16 protein-coding genes and 1 pseudogene are annotated in these 17,374 nt (G+C 46.2%); 8 read left to right on the top strand and 9 right to left on the bottom strand.

All coding sequences use genetic code 11. The features are described 5' to 3' along the window. Positions 1–173: 173 nt before the first annotated feature. On the top strand, positions 174–1,637 hold the full coding sequence (locus QT973_RS06860) for a DUF1565 domain-containing protein (protein ID WP_333390997.1): 1,464 nt from the start codon (positions 174–176) through the stop codon (positions 1,635–1,637). Between the two features lie 119 nt (positions 1,638–1,756). On the opposite strand, the pseudogene QT973_RS06855 reads toward QT973_RS06860, so the two are convergent. Next, positions 1,757–2,015: pseudogene (locus QT973_RS06855) on the bottom strand (transposase); the annotation flags it as partial. Between the two features lie 221 nt (positions 2,016–2,236). On the opposite strand from QT973_RS06855, the gene QT973_RS06850 reads away from it, so the two are divergent. Then, the gene (locus QT973_RS06850; RefSeq protein WP_333057054.1) at positions 2,237–3,553 is read left to right on the top strand and encodes a transposase; all 1,317 of its coding nucleotides are present in this window, start codon (positions 2,237–2,239) and stop codon (positions 3,551–3,553) included. Positions 3,554–3,694: 141 nt separating this feature from the next. On the opposite strand, the gene QT973_RS06845 is transcribed toward QT973_RS06850, so the two are convergent. Both QT973_RS06845 and QT973_RS06840 read right to left on the bottom strand, forming a co-directional pair. Then, positions 3,695–4,459, bottom strand: coding sequence for an NAD(P)-binding domain-containing protein (locus tag QT973_RS06845; protein ID WP_333390995.1), 765 nt, complete (start codon positions 4,457–4,459; stop codon positions 3,695–3,697). Between the two features lie 14 nt (positions 4,460–4,473). Then, on the bottom strand, positions 4,474–4,926 hold the full coding sequence (locus QT973_RS06840; RefSeq protein WP_333390992.1) for a MarR family transcriptional regulator: 453 nt from the start codon (positions 4,924–4,926) through the stop codon (positions 4,474–4,476). A 589-nt stretch (positions 4,927–5,515) separates the two neighbouring features. On the opposite strand from QT973_RS06840, the gene psb28 reads away from it, so the two are divergent. The 3 genes from psb28 to QT973_RS06825 all read left to right on the top strand — a co-directional run bounded on the left by psb28 (position 5,516) and on the right by QT973_RS06825 (position 7,760). After that, on the top strand, positions 5,516–5,851 hold the full coding sequence (psb28, locus tag QT973_RS06835; RefSeq protein ID WP_333057059.1) for a photosystem II reaction center protein Psb28: 336 nt from the start codon (positions 5,516–5,518) through the stop codon (positions 5,849–5,851). Positions 5,852–6,036: 185 nt separating this feature from the next. Further along, on the top strand, positions 6,037–6,543 hold the full coding sequence (locus tag QT973_RS06830; protein ID WP_333057061.1) for a MogA/MoaB family molybdenum cofactor biosynthesis protein: 507 nt from the start codon (positions 6,037–6,039) through the stop codon (positions 6,541–6,543). Positions 6,544–6,827: 284 nt separating this feature from the next. Further along, positions 6,828–7,760: a methylated-DNA--[protein]-cysteine S-methyltransferase gene (locus QT973_RS06825; protein ID WP_333057062.1), complete on the top strand. Its 933-nt coding sequence runs from the start codon at positions 6,828–6,830 to the stop codon at positions 7,758–7,760. A 54-nt stretch (positions 7,761–7,814) separates the two neighbouring features. On the opposite strand, the gene QT973_RS06820 is transcribed toward QT973_RS06825, so the two are convergent. Together QT973_RS06820 and QT973_RS06815 are read right to left on the bottom strand one after the other, a co-directional pair. Beyond that, positions 7,815–8,141, bottom strand: a complete 327-nt coding sequence (locus QT973_RS06820) for a hypothetical protein (protein ID WP_333041785.1) — start codon at positions 8,139–8,141, stop codon at positions 7,815–7,817. Next, positions 8,125–8,349 (bottom strand): DUF433 domain-containing protein, encoded by a 225-nt coding sequence (locus tag QT973_RS06815; RefSeq protein WP_190662860.1) that lies wholly within the window; start codon positions 8,347–8,349, stop codon positions 8,125–8,127. Before QT973_RS06815 ends, QT973_RS06820 begins: the two co-directional genes overlap by 17 nt. Before the next feature lie 468 nt (positions 8,350–8,817). On the opposite strand from QT973_RS06815, the gene QT973_RS06810 reads away from it, so the two are divergent. Continuing rightward, positions 8,818–10,170, top strand: a complete 1,353-nt coding sequence (locus QT973_RS06810; protein ID WP_333390990.1) for a cytochrome P450 — start codon at positions 8,818–8,820, stop codon at positions 10,168–10,170. A 125-nt stretch (positions 10,171–10,295) separates the two neighbouring features. Here QT973_RS06810 and QT973_RS06805 read toward each other — a convergent pair whose 3' ends face one another. Both QT973_RS06805 and QT973_RS06800 read right to left on the bottom strand, forming a co-directional pair. Then, positions 10,296–10,619: a hypothetical protein gene (locus QT973_RS06805; protein WP_333057064.1), complete on the bottom strand. Its 324-nt coding sequence runs from the start codon at positions 10,617–10,619 to the stop codon at positions 10,296–10,298. Positions 10,620–11,023: 404 nt separating this feature from the next. Beyond that, positions 11,024–11,959, bottom strand: a complete 936-nt coding sequence (locus tag QT973_RS06800) for a class I SAM-dependent methyltransferase (protein WP_333057065.1) — start codon at positions 11,957–11,959, stop codon at positions 11,024–11,026. Between the two features lie 283 nt (positions 11,960–12,242). On the opposite strand from QT973_RS06800, the gene QT973_RS06795 reads away from it, so the two are divergent. Both QT973_RS06795 and QT973_RS06790 read left to right on the top strand, forming a co-directional pair. Then, the gene (locus QT973_RS06795; protein ID WP_333057066.1) at positions 12,243–13,142 is read left to right on the top strand and encodes a hypothetical protein; all 900 of its coding nucleotides are present in this window, start codon (positions 12,243–12,245) and stop codon (positions 13,140–13,142) included. Positions 13,143–13,576: 434 nt separating this feature from the next. Then, positions 13,577–14,521 (top strand): glutathione S-transferase C-terminal domain-containing protein, encoded by a 945-nt coding sequence (locus QT973_RS06790; protein ID WP_333057075.1) that lies wholly within the window; start codon positions 13,577–13,579, stop codon positions 14,519–14,521. 538 nt (positions 14,522–15,059) lie between these two features. Here QT973_RS06790 and QT973_RS06785 read toward each other — a convergent pair. Then, positions 15,060–15,911, bottom strand: a complete 852-nt coding sequence (locus QT973_RS06785) for a hypothetical protein (RefSeq protein ID WP_333057067.1) — start codon at positions 15,909–15,911, stop codon at positions 15,060–15,062. Between the two features lie 670 nt (positions 15,912–16,581). Next, positions 16,582–17,028 (bottom strand): transposase, encoded by a 447-nt coding sequence (locus QT973_RS06780; protein ID WP_333232956.1) that lies wholly within the window; start codon positions 17,026–17,028, stop codon positions 16,582–16,584. Between the last annotated feature and the right edge of the window lie 346 nt (positions 17,029–17,374).

Here is a 17,374-nt window from a genome sequence, read left to right as displayed (position 1 = left end):
AGTCTTTTGTAGGGGGAATCCCTCTGTGGTTGCAACTCCTAATTGGTAATATTGCAGATATCGTGCAATTAAATAACCCCCGCAATCAAAGCTGAATATAGATTCGGGGTCAAGTTCACAGACAATGAAAATTGCACAAAAGCTCGATCGCCAATTATCTATTCAACAAAAACATGACAACACTTTACGTCAACCCGCTAACAGGCAGCGATTCCGCGGCCGGCACTCAATCGGCTCCATTCAAAACTATAGCCCGCGCGATCGTCAGTCGCGCTGCATCGGGAACTACGATTCAGTTATCACCGGGAACTTACAGCGCTGCTAGTGGTGAAAAATTCCCCTTGGAAATTCCATCGGGAGTAAAAGTTATTGGCAATGAAACTAACAAAGGTAGAGGCATTCTAATTCAAGGCAGCGGCAAATTTGTCAGTCCCACCGCTGCGGGCAAAAATATCACCATACTGCTAGCAAGTAATTCCCAATTGCGGGGAGTAACTGTTACGAATCTCGATAGTCGCGGCACGGGAGTCTGGATTGAGTCAACTTCTCCGACTGTGGCTAACTGCACTTTCACACTTTGTAAGCGCGGAGGCGTTTTTGCCACGGGTAGCGCTAATCCTGCGATTCTCGACAACATATTTATGGCAAACTCTGCGGCTGGGGTGATTATGGCGGGAACTGCTAAGGGAGTAATACGGCGCAATATTTTTCAAAAGACGGATTTCGGCATTTCTCTGGAAGCTCAGTCGGCTCCTTTGATTGCTGATAACCAAATTTTGGAAAATCGCTCCGGTATAGTTTTAGCAGGAGAATCTCAGCCGATTTTACGCAATAATCGCATTGAAAAAAATACGGAATACGGTTTGACTGCGGAGGAAAAGTCCCTGCCAGATATGGGGAATGCTAAAGATTTGGGCGGCAATATCTTTCAGAATAACGGCGAATTCGACTTGCAAAATGCGACTGGGGTTAAGATTTCTGCGGTGGGAAATCAGCTCAATTCTTCGCGGGTGAAAGGTTTATTTGATTTGGGAAATGTGACGCCAACTCCGACTCCTGGAGGGCTAAAATTTAGCGACATCAGCACGCATTGGGCTAAGGATTTTATCGATCGCTTGGCAAAGATGAATATTGTTAGCGGGTTTCCCAACGGCACTTTTCAACCTTACGAGATTGTAACTAGAGCTCAGTATGCGGCGATGTTGGCGAAGGCGTTTGAATTGGTGCCGCGCCGTGAGGCGACGGTTTTTAAGGATGTGGCGGGGGATTTTTGGGCCAAGGGAGCGATCGACCAAGCTAATCGAGCTGGGTTTTTGGCTGGATATCCAGACAGCACGTTTCGCCCGGAGCAGAATTTGACTAGAGTTCAGGCGATCGTATCTTTGGTAAACGGCTTGCAGTTGGGCGGCGGCAACCCCAATTCTTTGAGCGTTTATGTCGATCGATCTCAGATTCCCAGTTTTGCCACCGACGAGATAGCAACCGCCACAGAGCGTAAAATCGTGGTCAACTATCCCGCGCGCGAAAAGCTTTCCCCCGCCCACGACATCACCCGTGGCGAGATATCCGCCCTCATCTACCAAACTCTGGTAGCCACAAAGCGGGCCGATCCTATAAACTCTCCCTACATCGTCTAAGGGAATTGGGAGACAAGGGAGAGGATAACTTGGGCTACAAAGAACTCACATCTTGCACCATTCTCGCTGAACAGGCTTTCCGACCTGTTCCACAAAGAGTAGATTAACCTGAGTTCGGGTTAAGCAGAAGGGAGAAAAAAGGCATCGATATTGAGAGAAGGCTTTTTAGGATGAAGGCAATAGGCAATCAATCCACAGACCAAGTTGACTAAGAAATTGACCGGACTGCGACGGGTGAGAATGCTCAATCTGAGAGAAGTTTTTTAGTTGGTCGATAATCGTCTCAATGATGGAGCGTTTGCGCGTTAGTAGCTTATCCATCAGTGGCATCAGCTTATTTTTCATATTGCACTTTGGCTGTGTAATCAGTTGAATCCCAATCTGGGTTCAACTAAACCCAAAGGAGTCCCGCGCTCTACCTGTACCCAGGTGAGCGTCGGGAGGAATTGGCGTGAGCGAAGAGAGCCGCCCCGAACCAAACCGATGACTTTATGTGTCGGAAGGTGAGGGGCGGTCGATGAGCGAACAGATGATTTTTACTACACCACTTGCTTTTGGTGTCTTCACGAGATAGAATTTTCTCAGAGTTCGTGAAAGTAATGCCTCAAATAATCACCGCCAAGTTAAAGCTAAACCTGAATGCCGAGCAAAAAGCTCTGGTGTCTCAGACTACCTTGGCTTATCGCGATGCCTTGAATCATACTTCGCGAGTTGCTTTTGATGCGAACAAAACCAGCAATGGCGCTAAGTTGCAAAAGGCTGTCTACAATGAATTGCGAGTTCGATTTGGACTCGGTGCTCAGATGGCTTGTAATGTACCAAGACAAGTTTCGGCAACTTACAAAACTCTCTGGACTAAAGTAAAACAATCTAACGATGGTATTGCTAAAGGGTACACCAAGAAACGGTACAAAGGACTAGACCAACCTCCTAAATATATCTCTCGAACCTGTACCTTAAATTATCAACGCGATTACTCGTTTAAATCCGAGCAAAGGGTGAGTATTATCACCCTAGCTGGTAGAATAGTAGTCTCGTATGAGGGCTACAACAAACATCTAGATTTGATTGCCAATGGTTCCAAGGTTGGAGCAGCTAAAATTGTCTATCAGCGTTCCTCTAAAGTTTACTATTTGATGGTAAGTATTGAGGTAGAAACCCCTGAAGTCGACCCACTGAAAATAACCAGAATTTCTGGCGTTGACGTGGGAATGCGCTACTTAGCCGTAGAAACAGACTTACAAAACAAGTCTAAATTTTACTCAGGTTCAGAAGCTAGACATAAAGCCAACCGCTATCACAAAGCACGGATAACTCTTCAGCGTAAAGGCACTCGTTCGGCAAAGCGCAGGCTAATTGCTTTGTCGGGAAGAGAAAGACGGTTTATCGCTGATGTAAACCACCAGATCAGTAAGGATATTGCCAAACGTAACACCCTAATTGGACTAGAAAACCTCACCGGAATACGGGAGACAACCAAGTCCAAGTCGGGCAAAAAGGCTAGCAGAAAACAGCGAAGAGCTAATCGAAATAAAGCTAAATGGTCGTTTGCCGAATTACACGGCTATATTGACTACAAAGCTAATTTGAACGGCTCTTTAGCTACTAAAGTCCCAGCTAATTATACCTCGCAAAGCTGTCCAAAATGTGGACACACCTCGGTAGCAAATAGACCTAAAAAAGGGCTATTGTTTCGCTGTGAATGTTGCGGGCACGAGCTTCATGCTGATTTGGTGGGTGCGCGAAATATTGCCATGAGAACGTTACTCGTCCGGCAAGACTGGGCGAGTACGGGGAGCTTGTCAGCATCCCCTAATGTGTCGGGCGGTGAAACTAAAGCTGAGATTCTGCAAAGATTCTCGGAATTGCGGTGGAGTTCAGATGCAAGCCCACGTCTCCGGCGGTACTCCGCTTGATGCTGGGTAGTTGACAAACTTGGCAGAAATCATCGACAGCGCAAAATAGTTCTTCTAAACTAATCATGGGACGAGCCTGTAAAGCTTTGGTGTGATGACTTTTAGCTTACTTGCTTGTCCCTTTCTTATCCCGAACTCACGTTACATATAAATCGCACGGCTCAGACGAACCCCGAAATCGGCATCCGGATTTGTCGTGGCGTCACCAAGCCGCTCTTGCATCACTGCAACTGCTAAGTCCCGGCGCTTTGGCGATCGTGATGCGTCGGCAGATGCCAGCGCTGCCGCCATCTGTTCGCGCGTGAGATCCGTGCAATAGCAGGGCGTGCCTGGTTGCTGACGCCACGAATCGGCGAGCGTTCCGGCGTCGAAAGCATCAAGCCCGGTGTCTTCGACGAGCGCCATCGCCACGGAGCGATCCTTCTCGCGGTCAGCAGCCACAGGGAGGGCGATACGGTCAGGACTTCCAGCAGGCTTGCCCTTAGTGGCGAAGGAGCCAGATCCTATCGCGTTCCACGCCTTGGCAATTGGCCGGCCTAGCTGTTCGGCCACCCAAAGGCTCTCAACCTGCCCGGCCTCGATAGCATCGATCTTGTCGTCGCGGTGGGGATAGTAATTGGACGTGTCGATGACGACTGTCTCGGCTGGTAGGTTGGCGATTAGCGGCGCGATTGTGGGAATGCGGTTGAGAGGGATCGAGAGGATCACCACGTCAACGTCCTCCACCGCTTGGGCCGTCGAGACCGCGCGTGCGCCGCTCGCCAGCACATCGGCCTCGATCGTCTCTGGGCCGCGAGAGTTGGCCACCTTCACGTCATGTCCGGCCTCAGCCAGTTTGCGTGCCAAAGTCTTCCCGATATGGCCAGTGCCCAAGATCCCGATGTTCATTTTCTTCGTGTCAACCATGATAAATAATCCTTTTACGGAGTTGTTTGACGGGGTATTGCCAGCGCGTTCAAGGTGTCGCGAAGCTCGGCAAGGTCTTCATCGGAGAGACGGCAGGCCGTCTCGATCTTTTCAGGGATCGAGCACGCTGCCTCGCGGAGTGCCTCGCCCGCTTCTGTCAGCTCGATAAGAACGCGGCGTTCGTCCTGTTGGTCACGGGTGCGCGTCACCAACCCCGCGCTCTCAAGGCGCTTTAAGAGCGGCGTCAAGGTTCCGTTATCCATACCGAGTTCTTGCCCTACTTCTCCAACAGTGCGCGGGGTGCCCTCGTAGAGAGCCAGCATGACCAGAAACTGAGGATAGGTCAGGCCCAAAGGCTCAAGAAAGGGCCGATGAAGCCGAATGACGCGGTTCGACGCACTATAGAGGGCAAACGAAAGCTGCCTCCCCACCTGTCGCCGTTCGTTGATGTTCGAGTTGTTATCCATTTAAAAATCCAGTCAACAACTATTATATAGCGCACTACATAATAGTTCAATACCTATAATTCACTTTTTTTCTGGGTTTTCTGTGGCGATCCCTATAAGTGCGTGTTTCATAGGCCGTGAAATTGGCGTTTCGCCAGCTTTGGCTTGGTGAGCCGCTTGAGCATGAGGCGGATCGTGGACACATATACGAAGGCTTCTGGGCTAGGCGGCAGGGCCTCATAATCTTTGATCAGAGGCAGGTTGCGACCCAGCCCGGCGAAAGTGCGCTTTATTCCCTTCATCCTAAGAAGCCTTCTCTCAATATCGATGCTTTTTTTCTCCCTTCTGCTTAACCCGAACTCTGGTTAGAATATCTTGTGGGGTGGGCCGGAGAGCCCGCCCTGAAAGGATTATTGAGAATGGTGCAATATCTCAGAAGAACCAACCCATCACCCCTCGCCCTTGTCTCCGATTCCCTCACTCTCATCCACTCTCACCCACTCTCACCCACTCCCACTCTCTCAAGTCTTGATTTGCGAGTACCCGAATCGTTTTATGATTAAACATTAAGAAATTAAGTAAGCAATCCTTAAGGTTCGACTGTCAAATTATGGCTAAAATTCAATTTTCTCGGGGTATAGACGAAGATGCTGTGCCCGAAGTGCGCCTAACCCGTTCTAAAACGGGAGCTCAAGGCACTGCCACGTTTATCTTTGAAAATCCCAAAGCTCTCAGCAGCACCAGTACCGAAGACATTACTGGAATGTACATGATCGACGAAGAAGGCGAACTCCTCACTCGCGAGGTTAAGGCTAAGTTCATCAACGGTCAGCCTGCTGGTTTGGAAGCTCTTTATCTAATGAGAAGTCCCGAAGAATGGGATCGATTTATGCGTTTTATGGAACGCTACTCGGAATCAAACGGCTTAGGATTTAGCAAGGCATAATTGATGGGGAATAGGGCATGGGTATGGGGCATGGGGTATGGGGCATTGGTTATTGGTTATTAGTTATTTGATAATGAATAACTAACAACGAACAAATCACAACTAACTAATGACTTCTTCCCTCTTCCCTTTTCCTGATTTCCTCTTCCTTCTTGCTTCTTCCTTTTTCCTTCAATATCTGTTATATGACGCAAATTCCTCACCCCGACTTATCTAAAATAACCGTAAACTGCGCTATCATTACTGTTAGCGACACGCGCTCTGCTGAAACAGACACTAGCGGCTTGTTAACTAAGAAGCTGCTAAAAGATGCGGGTCACTCTGTGGTAGCTTACACTGTTGTTAAAGATGATGCAGCCAAAATTGTATTGCAAATGCAGGCTTTTTCCCAGCGTGAAGATGTAGATGCAATCATTTTTAACGGCGGCACGGGCATCGCTCCCCGAGATACGACTTATGATGTGATGGAGAGTTTGCTTGACAGGATTTTACCGGGATTTGGGGAGATATTTCGGTTTTTGAGCTATCAAGAAATTGGTTCGAGGGCGATCGCCTCTCGCGCAGTTGCAGGCGTGTATCAAGGCAAGTTAGTCTTTTCTCTTCCTGGCTCTAGCAATGGCGTGAAACTAGCTGTCGAAAAGCTAATTTTACCGGAATTAGTTCACTTGGTGACGCAGTTGCGCGGAGGGTGATATCAATTCCGGTAACACTCCTTATGATGGGGAGTGGGGAGTGATCCGTGGGGGAATGTGGAATTGCGCGACCTTGACTTGATCATTCCCATCCAACCGGAAACGATATGAGGTCGCTTTCTTCAATCTCTTCAATCTCTTCAATCTCTTCAATCTAAAATCTAAAATCTAAAATCTAAAATCGAGTGGCTGCATTCACCGCAAGAAACGGGTGGCTTTGAGCCTACTCTATGGCTAAAGTGAGGAAACATCACTATTCCCTTGACTTAGACTAGATGATTTCGATGCAGAATGCGAGTGTCTATGCTAGCGAAGATTATCACCGGATTGCTCGGGCGATCGCCTTTATGCGACAACACCACCTAAACCAGCCCAATCTGGCAACTGTGGCCCAACACATAGGACTTAGTGAATATCATTTTCAACGGCTATTTACTCAATGGGCCGGCATTAGCCCCAAGCGGTTTTTGCAATATCTGACAGTTGAATATGCCAAGTCAAAAATCACTCAGACTAAAAGCCTTCTCGACCTAACATTGGACGTGAGACTATCGAGTCCCGGACGATTGCACGATTTATTTGTGAACTTAGAAGCAATGTCACCAGGGGAGTTCAAAGCAGGCGGAGCAGGTTTACAAATTCGCTATGGTATTCATGATACCCCGTTTGGCACCTCTCTAATTGCGACAACTACCCGTGGTATTTGTAATCTTTATTTTTTGGATACAACAGACGAACAAGCCGCCGCACAAAGACTGCGATTGGCATGGAAAAACGCTGAAATTATTCGTGATGAGCAAGCCACTCAATCATTGTGTGACCTGATTTTCAATTCAGAAACTCTCAGCGAGCAAAAACCATTAACGCTCTTGGTAAAAGGCACTAACTTTCAGATTCAAGTTTGGCGAGCACTTTTGACATTGCCATTTGGTGCGATCGCAACTTATCAGAGTATAGCTCAAATGGTAGCTCGCCCAACTGCTGCTAGGGCTGTAGGAAATGCGATCGGTAAAAATCCGATCGGCTATCTAATTCCATGTCACCGAGTCATTCGAGAATCTGGAGAACTCGGTGGCTATGGCTGGGGAGTAGAGCGTAAAACAGTCATGTTAGGTTGGGAAGCTAGCCGTACAATCTGCGGAACCACCCTCGCAGGAATAGAGCGATCTAACGGTGTCAATCACCCGCTGCAGACTACCTCCGTTCCCAACAAATAACCTCTGTGCGATCGGGTGCATGGGCGTTGTTTTGCTGCGTCGCCTAGAGAACTTTTAAGAACCTCCGACTTCAATCACTTCCCCCGGAGTAATAGTATTCAAAACGTTACGAGCATCTGGTAGCAGAGGAAGTAAATCAGGAAGTCTGTTGCTGGATGCTACAAGAACAACGACTGCTACTCCAGCTTGCTGCAAGTTTTGCTGATAACGCAAATTTTGATCTGTGGTAAGCAGAATTGTGAAGCCCTCTTGACTCATAAGCAGCAGTAATTCACCGTTCTTTTTTCCTGACCATCCCATCTCAACAACTGTGCGTATCTCGTAATCAGCAAGTTCACGCTTTAAAGGTCGTGGGGCACATTCATCAAGCAGGATTCGCATAGGCTGTCAGCATTTCCTTTGCTAATTCAAGAGCTGCAATTGTCTGTTCCCGACTGACACTAGGGAAATGGTCTAGAAAAACCTCTAATGAATCACCAGCCTCAAGATAGTCAAGTAGGGTTCTCATTGGTACACGAGTCCCAACAAAAACAGGGGTTCCCCCCAGAATATCGGGGTCGCTATGAACAACACGGGATGTTAATGTCATAACAAATTCAGCCAACTGGCTACCAGCTTTTACAACAATTGTATCCCAAAGTCAATCGATTTTAGATTTTAGATTTTAGATTTTAGATTAAAGAATTGAAGCATTGACTTGCGCGAGATAAATACGTTCGGCAAGTTTCATCGGATACAGGTTTTTTATTTCACCGGTCCTGAGTCTACTTTCGGAATGAATCACGTGGCGGGTATCCTGGATGCTTTCGGTCATTTGATTTTCGTGAGCATAATGCCAAACACACGATCGCTAGCATCCATTTCATCTAAGACTACAACTTTTAGCAGTTTAGGTTGGGAAGCTAGCCGTACAATCTGCGATCGATCCCGATAGCATTACTATTTTTGCTACTGGCCTTGGCAATCGATCGCAGATAAATTTCAGGCTGCAAGGTCGATCGAGGACTTCGGAGTATGTCAAAATACACTAGAAATATTGTGTATCGCCAGTTTTTCAATGACGCTGCCTACCGGATCTCGTTCTCCTGCTTTGTTCCAAACGCTTTCGCTGGTAGCTGACCCGATCGCATTTTTCGATCGCAACTCGGCCAAATACGGCGATACATTTACCGCCCGCGTGTTGGGGCCCGCTTCGCCCCCCGTAGTGTTTCTGGGCTCTCCAGAAGCGATTCAGGCGGTGTTTACGACCTTAGCCGATGCCTTTGAGTTTGGCAAAGTGACCAACGTATTTCGCCCCCTGGTGGGAAATGAATCCCTAATTATGAATGAAGGGCCGCGACATCTGCGACAGCGACAGCTATTAATGCCCGCGCTGCATCGGGAACAGTTGCACAGTCAAGGGCATTTGATTGTTGATTTGACGCAAAAGCAGACGATCGACTGGAAAGCCCCAGATGCGATCGCAGTCCGCGAAGAAATGTCAGAAATTTCCCTGCAAGTAATCTTGCAAGTCGTGTTTGGATTAGTGCCGGGAGAGCGCTACGAACGCCTGAAACACTTGCTCAGCAGGCTTTTAGAGGCGATTACCTCTGAGCTGTACTCCCTACAATTTTTCTTTGAACCCTTGCAGCAAAATTTGGGATCTTGGAGCCCGTGGGGGCAGTTTTTGCAGCAGATGGCCCAGATTGACTCGCTGATTTATGCGGAAATTGCCGAGAGGCGATCGCAATCTCTCGATTCGTCTCGCACGGATATTCTGTCGGTGTTGATGATGGCCCGCGACGACACCGGCGAATCCCTCGGCGATCGAGAATTGCGCGATCAGTTGATGACGCTGTTGTTATTGGGACATGAAACGACTGGATCGGCCTTGACTTGGGCGTTTTACTGGCTGCATCAGTTTCCCGAATGCCTTGCTAGGTTGCGGCAGGAATTGGATGAATTAGGCGAGAATCCCGATCCGATTGCGCTTTCGCAGTCGCCCTACTTAACAGCAGTCTGCAAGGAAGCGCTGCGGGTTTATCCAATTGCCTTAATTTCGCAGCCGCGCAAGGTGAAACGGACGATCGAACTCGAAGGCTATACATATCAACCGGGAACGATTTTAATCCCCTGTGTCTATTTGGCCCACCGTCGCCCTGAAACCTACGAAAATCCCGCCCGGTTCAACCCCGATCGCTTTTTAGATCGCAAGTTTTCCGCCTCTGAATTTTTACCGTTTGGAGGCGGGAGTCGAAGCTGCATCGGGATGGCGTTATCGATGTTTGAAATGAAGCTGGTTTTAGCCACGGTGCTGTCTTCCCGTGAGTTTGTATCGAATCTCGATCGGCCAATTCGTCCGGCGCGCCGGGGAATCACCTTTGTGCCGCCCGATCGATTCCGATTAACGGTTGTGGGCGATCGGCTGTAGTGTTAATCTGTAGGGTGCGTCGCTGCGAGATATTGGATAAAACTTGCAGATTGTTGATGGCGACGCACCTTACACGGGCGATCTCAAGATTGTGTGTACTACATATACATGGAATATGCTGTATGTCATTCGATGAAAATCCCCGCAACTTTGTCTTCATTCATAGTCATGTGTGCCACAAATTCATCTCCACCATCTTCAAAACTCAGCTTCCACAAATAAATCGGAAAATTACCTTGTTTTATCTCACCAAAATAATTAATTGAGTATCCCTTTTGCAGGCGGGAAGCAAGCTGCTCGCTAACATCGTCAAACATTTGTTGTGTAATGCTCGCTTTGTAGCCTGCATCCCCCACTGTGGTAAAAAGCTCGTAATTTTTCGATGCAGTGGCATCCAAGATAACCTGCAAACAATCGATGATGTTTTGAGAGGGTGCTGTCGAGTTCATGATGATGTCCTTCTTTTAGGGTTCTCTCAAAATGTCTAACAAATGGCGCTGTGAATAGCTTCTACGGCTGTCTAATATCAAATCCGGTAGCATCGGAATTATTTATCAGTAGGGGGCGCGATCGCAGAAATTTTTAAATCCACAGATTAGACTATTTACACTCACGCACCGCCCCAAGGATCGAATAATATCTCTGCAACTTTACCATTTATAGCAGTTTTCAATCGAATTAAATAAATACAACTTTAGACACGGCAGTGCCGTGTCCTACCCGATCTAGCCATCCTCAATCATTTGTGAATTTCTTACTCCCTCCCCTTGATAAGGGGAGGGTTGGGGTGGGGTCAAAAATTTACGACTCCTGCAAGGATTGCTATATCTGTACTTCACTCTACTGAAAACCGCTATCTTGCCTCAGCAACAATAGTTCGGTGTCGGACTGTATTACAAGTAATCGTCGGCGCAGCAAAACCAGAATCAACCAAAGCTTGCTCAATATCCAACCCAAAATACTGATCCAAATAAGGCTCCGTACTTTTGAGCAAAGTTAAAATATAAGGAGGCATTTTGGCATAAACTTCCGACTGAGGATTCATATCCATAATTGTCAAATGTCCGCCAACACGCAGCAAACGCCTCGCTTCCCGGAATATTTCTCTAGTAGCTTTCTGCGGCAATTCGTGACAAACTAAACAAATAGAAACTAAATCAAAAGCTGCCGCAGGCAAACCTGTAGATTCAGCAGCAGCATGAACCCAAGTCGGAGATTTTTGATTGAAAGATTGGGATTCTCGCTGTTGGGAACGGTATTTAGCCACTGCTAAGAAATAAGGCGATAACTCTACTCCAGTCATCTTCGCTTCCGGGTAAACCTCCCCAAGAGCAAAGGTACTCATTCCCACACTGCATCCCAAATCAACAATATCTCGCGGCGAAGAAGCAATTTGAGATTTGATGACTTCGTGATAGCTGGCGCGGAGTTTTGCATCGCCTTCTGCACCCGCTTCCGGCCAAATTGTGGCGTGAACTGTACGGGCGGCAACTTCTACTTCTGTAGCAGCTTCCCAACTCATATTACCTTGTTCGTAAGCGTGGAATGAAGTTAGATAATATTTCGGGTAAACCAGATCGGGATTTTGAACGCTGAGCAATTCTGCATCCCAATTTCGAGCTAAAAGTGCTTGGGCTTCTTGTCGCCAATGCACTCCAATTTTTTCGGCTCTTGTTATCATCATTTCCCGCGCTTGGTGCTTGGCTAGATTAGCTAAAGGCTTGATGGAGAGTACGCCATTTACTAAACGCGAGGCTAATCCGGGAGTTTTGTTAACTGCAACAGTCATTTTTTAGGTTTTTCTATTTTGCGCCCTCTATTTTAACACGTTTGGGCGATTTTGAGTTGGTCAATATAAAGACTTTTTTTAATGAACCGCAGAGGGCGCAGAGAACGCAGAGGAGCGAGAAGAGAGAAAAGATCGGAGTAGGGCAAAAGTGGATCGGGTGGTATAATATTTATTTGTGCTTGCCTAGTTAGTGCTGGGGAATTTACCGGGAATCGGGAATCGGATTTGCTGAAGTTGGAGTATTTGGAAGAACACTTTAAATCGGGCTATTCAGGAGTTTTTGATGAGCAAGTCTATTGTTGAATTGGTTGACAATTTGCCGTCGGGTGGCGTCACTGTGATGATGTTAAAATCTCTCGATTTTGTGGTTCCGGGGGAGTGGAACAATCTCACGGGTTTTGATAATACTATTCAAGCGCTGACAGGGGAAACAAAGCGCAAATTAGTTGAGAAAATTCGCGATCGCGCGATCGAGCTTTACGCTAACCCCAACGAGCCATATCAAGGCGTAGTCAGGCTTTACCAGTTAGCAGACAGCGCCGACAGTGCGTTAGGTGCAACGGCTATGGCGAATAAAATCGGCGAAAACATCGGCTTTCTTTCCTTTCTCAACCGCCTCACTCCCAAAGCTGACACAACTCAAACGATCGACTTGTGCGTCAAAGTGGCGATCGAGCTAATTGCCTACTGCAAACTTAACAATATTTCCCTTAACAATGTGGGAAGCTTTGGTAATTATTTATCCCATTACAAAGACGAATCTCTGATGCGGATGGCTGCTTTAGTTTGTGCTGACGGTTTAATTCCCCTTGGCCCGGACTTCCTTAGAGTAGCACAAAATACCCTAGGCGGATTGAATCCTTCAACCTTGCAGCAAAACTCAACATTCCAAAATATCAGCAACCTAATTCCCGGCGCTAATAATGCAGCAAAATTTGGATTCGTGACAACAACTTTCGCCTCAGCGCAAGGTTGGATGAACAATTTAGTACAGTCTCGCGGCTTAACTCCCGCCATAGTTTTAGGCCATCTCAAGCAATACATTGATGTTACCGATGACAAATTGGATTATGTGGCGGCGTTTTTAGACATGAGTACCAATTATTACGAACATACCGGAATTCAGACGGTTGCTCGCCGATTGATCGATCGAGCTTATGGCGAAATAGCCTCGGATAGATAGTATAAAACTCGTCGCTCATCATTCTCGCTTAACAGGCTTTCCGGCCTGTTCCACAAAAATTAAATTTTATTGTGGGGAGTAGGGGTTGGGCTTCTAGCCCGCCCTGAAGGGCATTATTGCAAATGATCCAAGATATAAAGGGAACAAACCTCGTCGCTCATCATTTTAAAGAACAGGCCGAAAAGCCTGTTCTACAAAAATTAAATTTATTGTGGGCCGTTGCTCCTAGCCCGCCCGGAAGGCGGGAGTGCATTATTAATTGCTGAAACCATTGCTTAGTTTGCCTTCTTCCTTCTTCCTTCTTCCTTCTTCCTTCGGCTGTGAGTTAAAATAAGCAGATTATGTTTAGCAAACCTCTTTTAATCGCCGCCGTGAAAAACAAATCGCTTCCTTCATCCGTAACAGTCAAGCTAGGTAAATTTGTCTGGACATCAATGTGGCAATTAATGATGTCAAAACTAGCGCCGCCCGATCGCACGGGAGCATACATTCGCCCCAGCAGCAGTTTCCGGAACTTTGTCAGCACTGCACCAGACAACCCTCACGGGCCCGCCACGGGACGGTATCGCCTCTTCGTGGGTAAAGGGTGCCCTTGGGCGCACCGCACTCTGGTGACGAGGGCGCTCAAAGGGCTTGAAGATGCGATATCCGTATCTATTGTCTATCCCTCGGAAGGGGGAATGTGGGTGATGGAGTCGGAGACTTTTGGCTGCAACACGATGCCGGAACTTTACCAGTTGGCTTTACCGGGCTATCAGGGGCGGTGTACGGTGCCGGTGCTGTGGGATGACTCGAAAAAGGCGATCGTCAATAATGAGAGTTCGGAAATTATTGTGATGCTAAACTCGGAGTTTAACGAGTTTGCTAGCAATCCTCAAATGGATCTTTATCCTCTGGATTTGCGAGAACAAATTGACGAGTGGAATGAGAAGATTTACCAATCGGTGAATAACGGCGTTTATCGCTGCGGTTTCGCGCAATCTCAAGCTGCTTATGACTCGGCTTGCAGTGAATTGTTTGCTGTTTTAGACGAGATCGATCGCTCGCTCTTGAGGAGTCGTTACTTGTGTGGCGATCGGGTGACTTTAGCAGACGTGCGGCTTTTTACTACTCTATTCCGTTTTGATGCCGTTTACTACAGCTTATTCAAATGCAATCTGCGCCGCATTCAAGATTACGAGCATTTGGGAGCTTATCTGCGCGATTTGTACCAGTTACCGGGAGTTGCCGGCACTTGCGATTTGGAGGCTGTCAAGCGCGATTATTACGGCAATTTGTTCCCGCTGAATCCCGGCTGCATTATCCCGGCTGGGCCCGATCCGGCGAGTTTGCTCAAAGCTCACGATCGGGCAGGGTTCAGAAACCGGGTTTCTCCATAAATCTCTGTGATTATCGAAATTGAAGCGAATAAAATGACCTCGTTCGGGGATATATTTTAGCAAAATTCTTCTCCTTCTGGTTTTCCCCAAGAGATTTCTTCGCCCGGTTCTATTTCGCCTGCTAATAATTCATCTAGGGTATATTTGGAAACTTTCTGATTTACAGGCTCTATGACTATTTTTCCATTTTCTATACTGCAAATTACTGCATCATCTGCTTTCAGGTTGAAATATTTGGTTCTTCAGTACGTAGTATGCTAAACAACCCAAAATCAAGCTGTAAACCTTGTTATATCAAATCCGGTAGCATCGGAATTATTCATCTCTCTTATCTCCCTCTGTGTTCTCTGCGTTCTCTGTGGTTAAATCATTCCGATGCAACCGGAAACAATATTAAATAAGGATTAAACGAAATATCGCTCATTCTAGCCCAATTCATCTAAATAAATAGTCAAAACCTTTGCGGAGCAAAGGTTTTGACTACATTTCTATACAATTTGGCATACCAAGTAATGAAGAGCCATTATTTTTTGTATACTCATCCAAAGATTTTATAATAATTAGGATCTTTTTTAATAAAAACTCTCAGTCTAAATAATCGATAATAAAACACAACCTGTTTACTTAGTTTGTTGTTGATTTTCTTCCAAAGAGAACGTTTGGGATATTCAATCTGTTTATGGATGTCGAAGTAAATTTGTTTCTCCTGAATAATTGCTTGTCCATTTTGGATTCTTACTCGTTCAATATTATCCTTAAAGAATGGAAATTTGTCTTCGCGGAAAAAATCAAATGTCATCCCAATTCGAGCCGCAGCTAGCCCCATAGCATAACCCTCACCATGATAGATTTCTTGCATTTCAAAAAAGTAAGAAATTGTCTGCCAAAGTTCAAAAAATTCTCCTTCTAATCCATTCTGTCTCTTCATGACAAACATAAACTCGTGAAGCCACTTCACTTGTTGAAGATCGATATTTAGTTTTTGCCCTGCTGCTTTTATAACTTCAATTTCTTTCGGATTTTTAATGTTTTGTATGTGTTTGACCAAATCAGTACCTGCTCTTGCTGTAATTCCAGGAGACCAATTCATTTCTTCTACTAGAGGGCCTAGCAATCTAACATCAGAGTCTAAAAACATACAACTCTCAAATAGTGAGAGAGCTTTTTCAAGAACGAAACGTTTGTCATGATACCCTTTCACACTCTGGAGGTGGTGCTTGAACACCAGAACATGAGGGAAATTTTTAAACTGCTCTGGTTGATCGCTTAGGATACATAAAGTTGTGGAAGGCATATGGGTCTGGATATCTTGAGCTAGCATCTTTACATGAGCACGATACCTATCACCTACAGCTAGAGTACAAAAACAAAACTTTTCAGATGTGTCCATATGATTTGAGCGCAAGAGATGTGAGTTAAACTTGCAGAAATTTTTCGTGAATCCAACTTATGAAAATATTATAACTGACTTATGGTTACTAGATTACTCTGAAACAGTTTCAATAGCAAGGAATAAACAGAATATTAAGAATGCGTTTATATTGCGATCGCAATATTGAAGATTAAACCCTATATCCCTCTTCTGTCACTCTCCGGGGGGGGGATCGCGCTTAATCTTCATCTGGCAATTAATACAAGCTATTCTATTAGAAGAAAAAATGCTCAGGTTTATTTATTATAACAACTAGATATAGTCGCGCGTGGGGCTCAGAAACCGGGTTTGAAACCCAAATCTTGGGTAGGATGCCTAAATTATCACAGAAACCCGGTTTCTTGGCTCAGGGTTAGGCGCGATCGCGTGGGGGGTTGAGAAACCGGGTTTGAAACCCAAATCTTGGGTAGGATGCCAAAATTATCCCAGAAACCCGGTTTCTTGGAGTTTCTGGGAACACGCGTGGGGATTCAGAAACCGGGTTTCTTACCCAAATCGGGCGTGAGGATGTCAAAATTCTCCCAGAAACCCGGTTTCTTAAAGCCTTCAATTCTTCAAATGTTAAGTCACGATAAGCATCGGCTGAAAAAAATTGCGATCGGACTCCATCTATTTTAGGTAAACTTCCCTAACGCAAATCAATATATTCCTGATAGCTGGAAAACTCCCAATCCTCTGCTTTTTCAACTATATTAGCACAGACTGGGTTTAAGTAAATATATCGAGTTAAGTGTAATAAATAGTCTTCTCCATCCACATGAATCGCCTGAAACCGTCCCTGAAATAGTGAACCCACCCTTTGATAGCGTTTATTGATAGCCTTAGCATAAGACAGAGTAAATGACTGCATCAGCTTGGAAAAATCATCCGTTTGCAGGTAAACTAATAAATGATAGTGGTTCGGCATCAAACAATAAGCAATAATATCGACACCATGAATAATCAGATGGTTTCTTAATTGACGTAAAAAATAAATATAGTTTTCTCGCTCAAAAAAGATAAGCTGACGGTTATTACCTCGGTTATAAACATGGTAGTAATTACGCGCTTGGAAGATAATTTGGCGACGTGGCATATCAGAGGATAGGTGAGTGGCTAGCGGAAGGGGAGGGTTCAGAAACCGGGTTTCTTACCCAAATCGGGCGTGAGGATGCCAAAATTATCGCAGAAACCCGGTTTCTTGGCTGAGGCTGAGGGGCGCGCGCGTGGGGTTCAGAAACCGGGTTTCTTACCCAAATCGGGCGTGAGGATGCCAAAAGTATCGCAGAAACCCGGTTTCTTGGCTGAGGCTGAGGGGCGCGCGTCGGGGAGTCAGAAACCGGGTTTCTTACCCAAATCTTCGGTAGGATGCCAAAAGTATCGCAGAAACCCGGTTTCTTGGCTGAGGCTGAGGGGCGCGCGTCGGGGAGTCAGAAACCGGG

It is taken from the genome of Microcoleus sp. Z1_A1 (assembly GCF_036700305.1).
Lineage (GTDB): Bacteria > Cyanobacteriota > Cyanobacteriia > Cyanobacteriales > Microcoleaceae > Microcoleus.
Note: the sequence above shows the minus strand (reverse complement) of the source record. Positions and strands in the feature narration are given on the sequence as shown.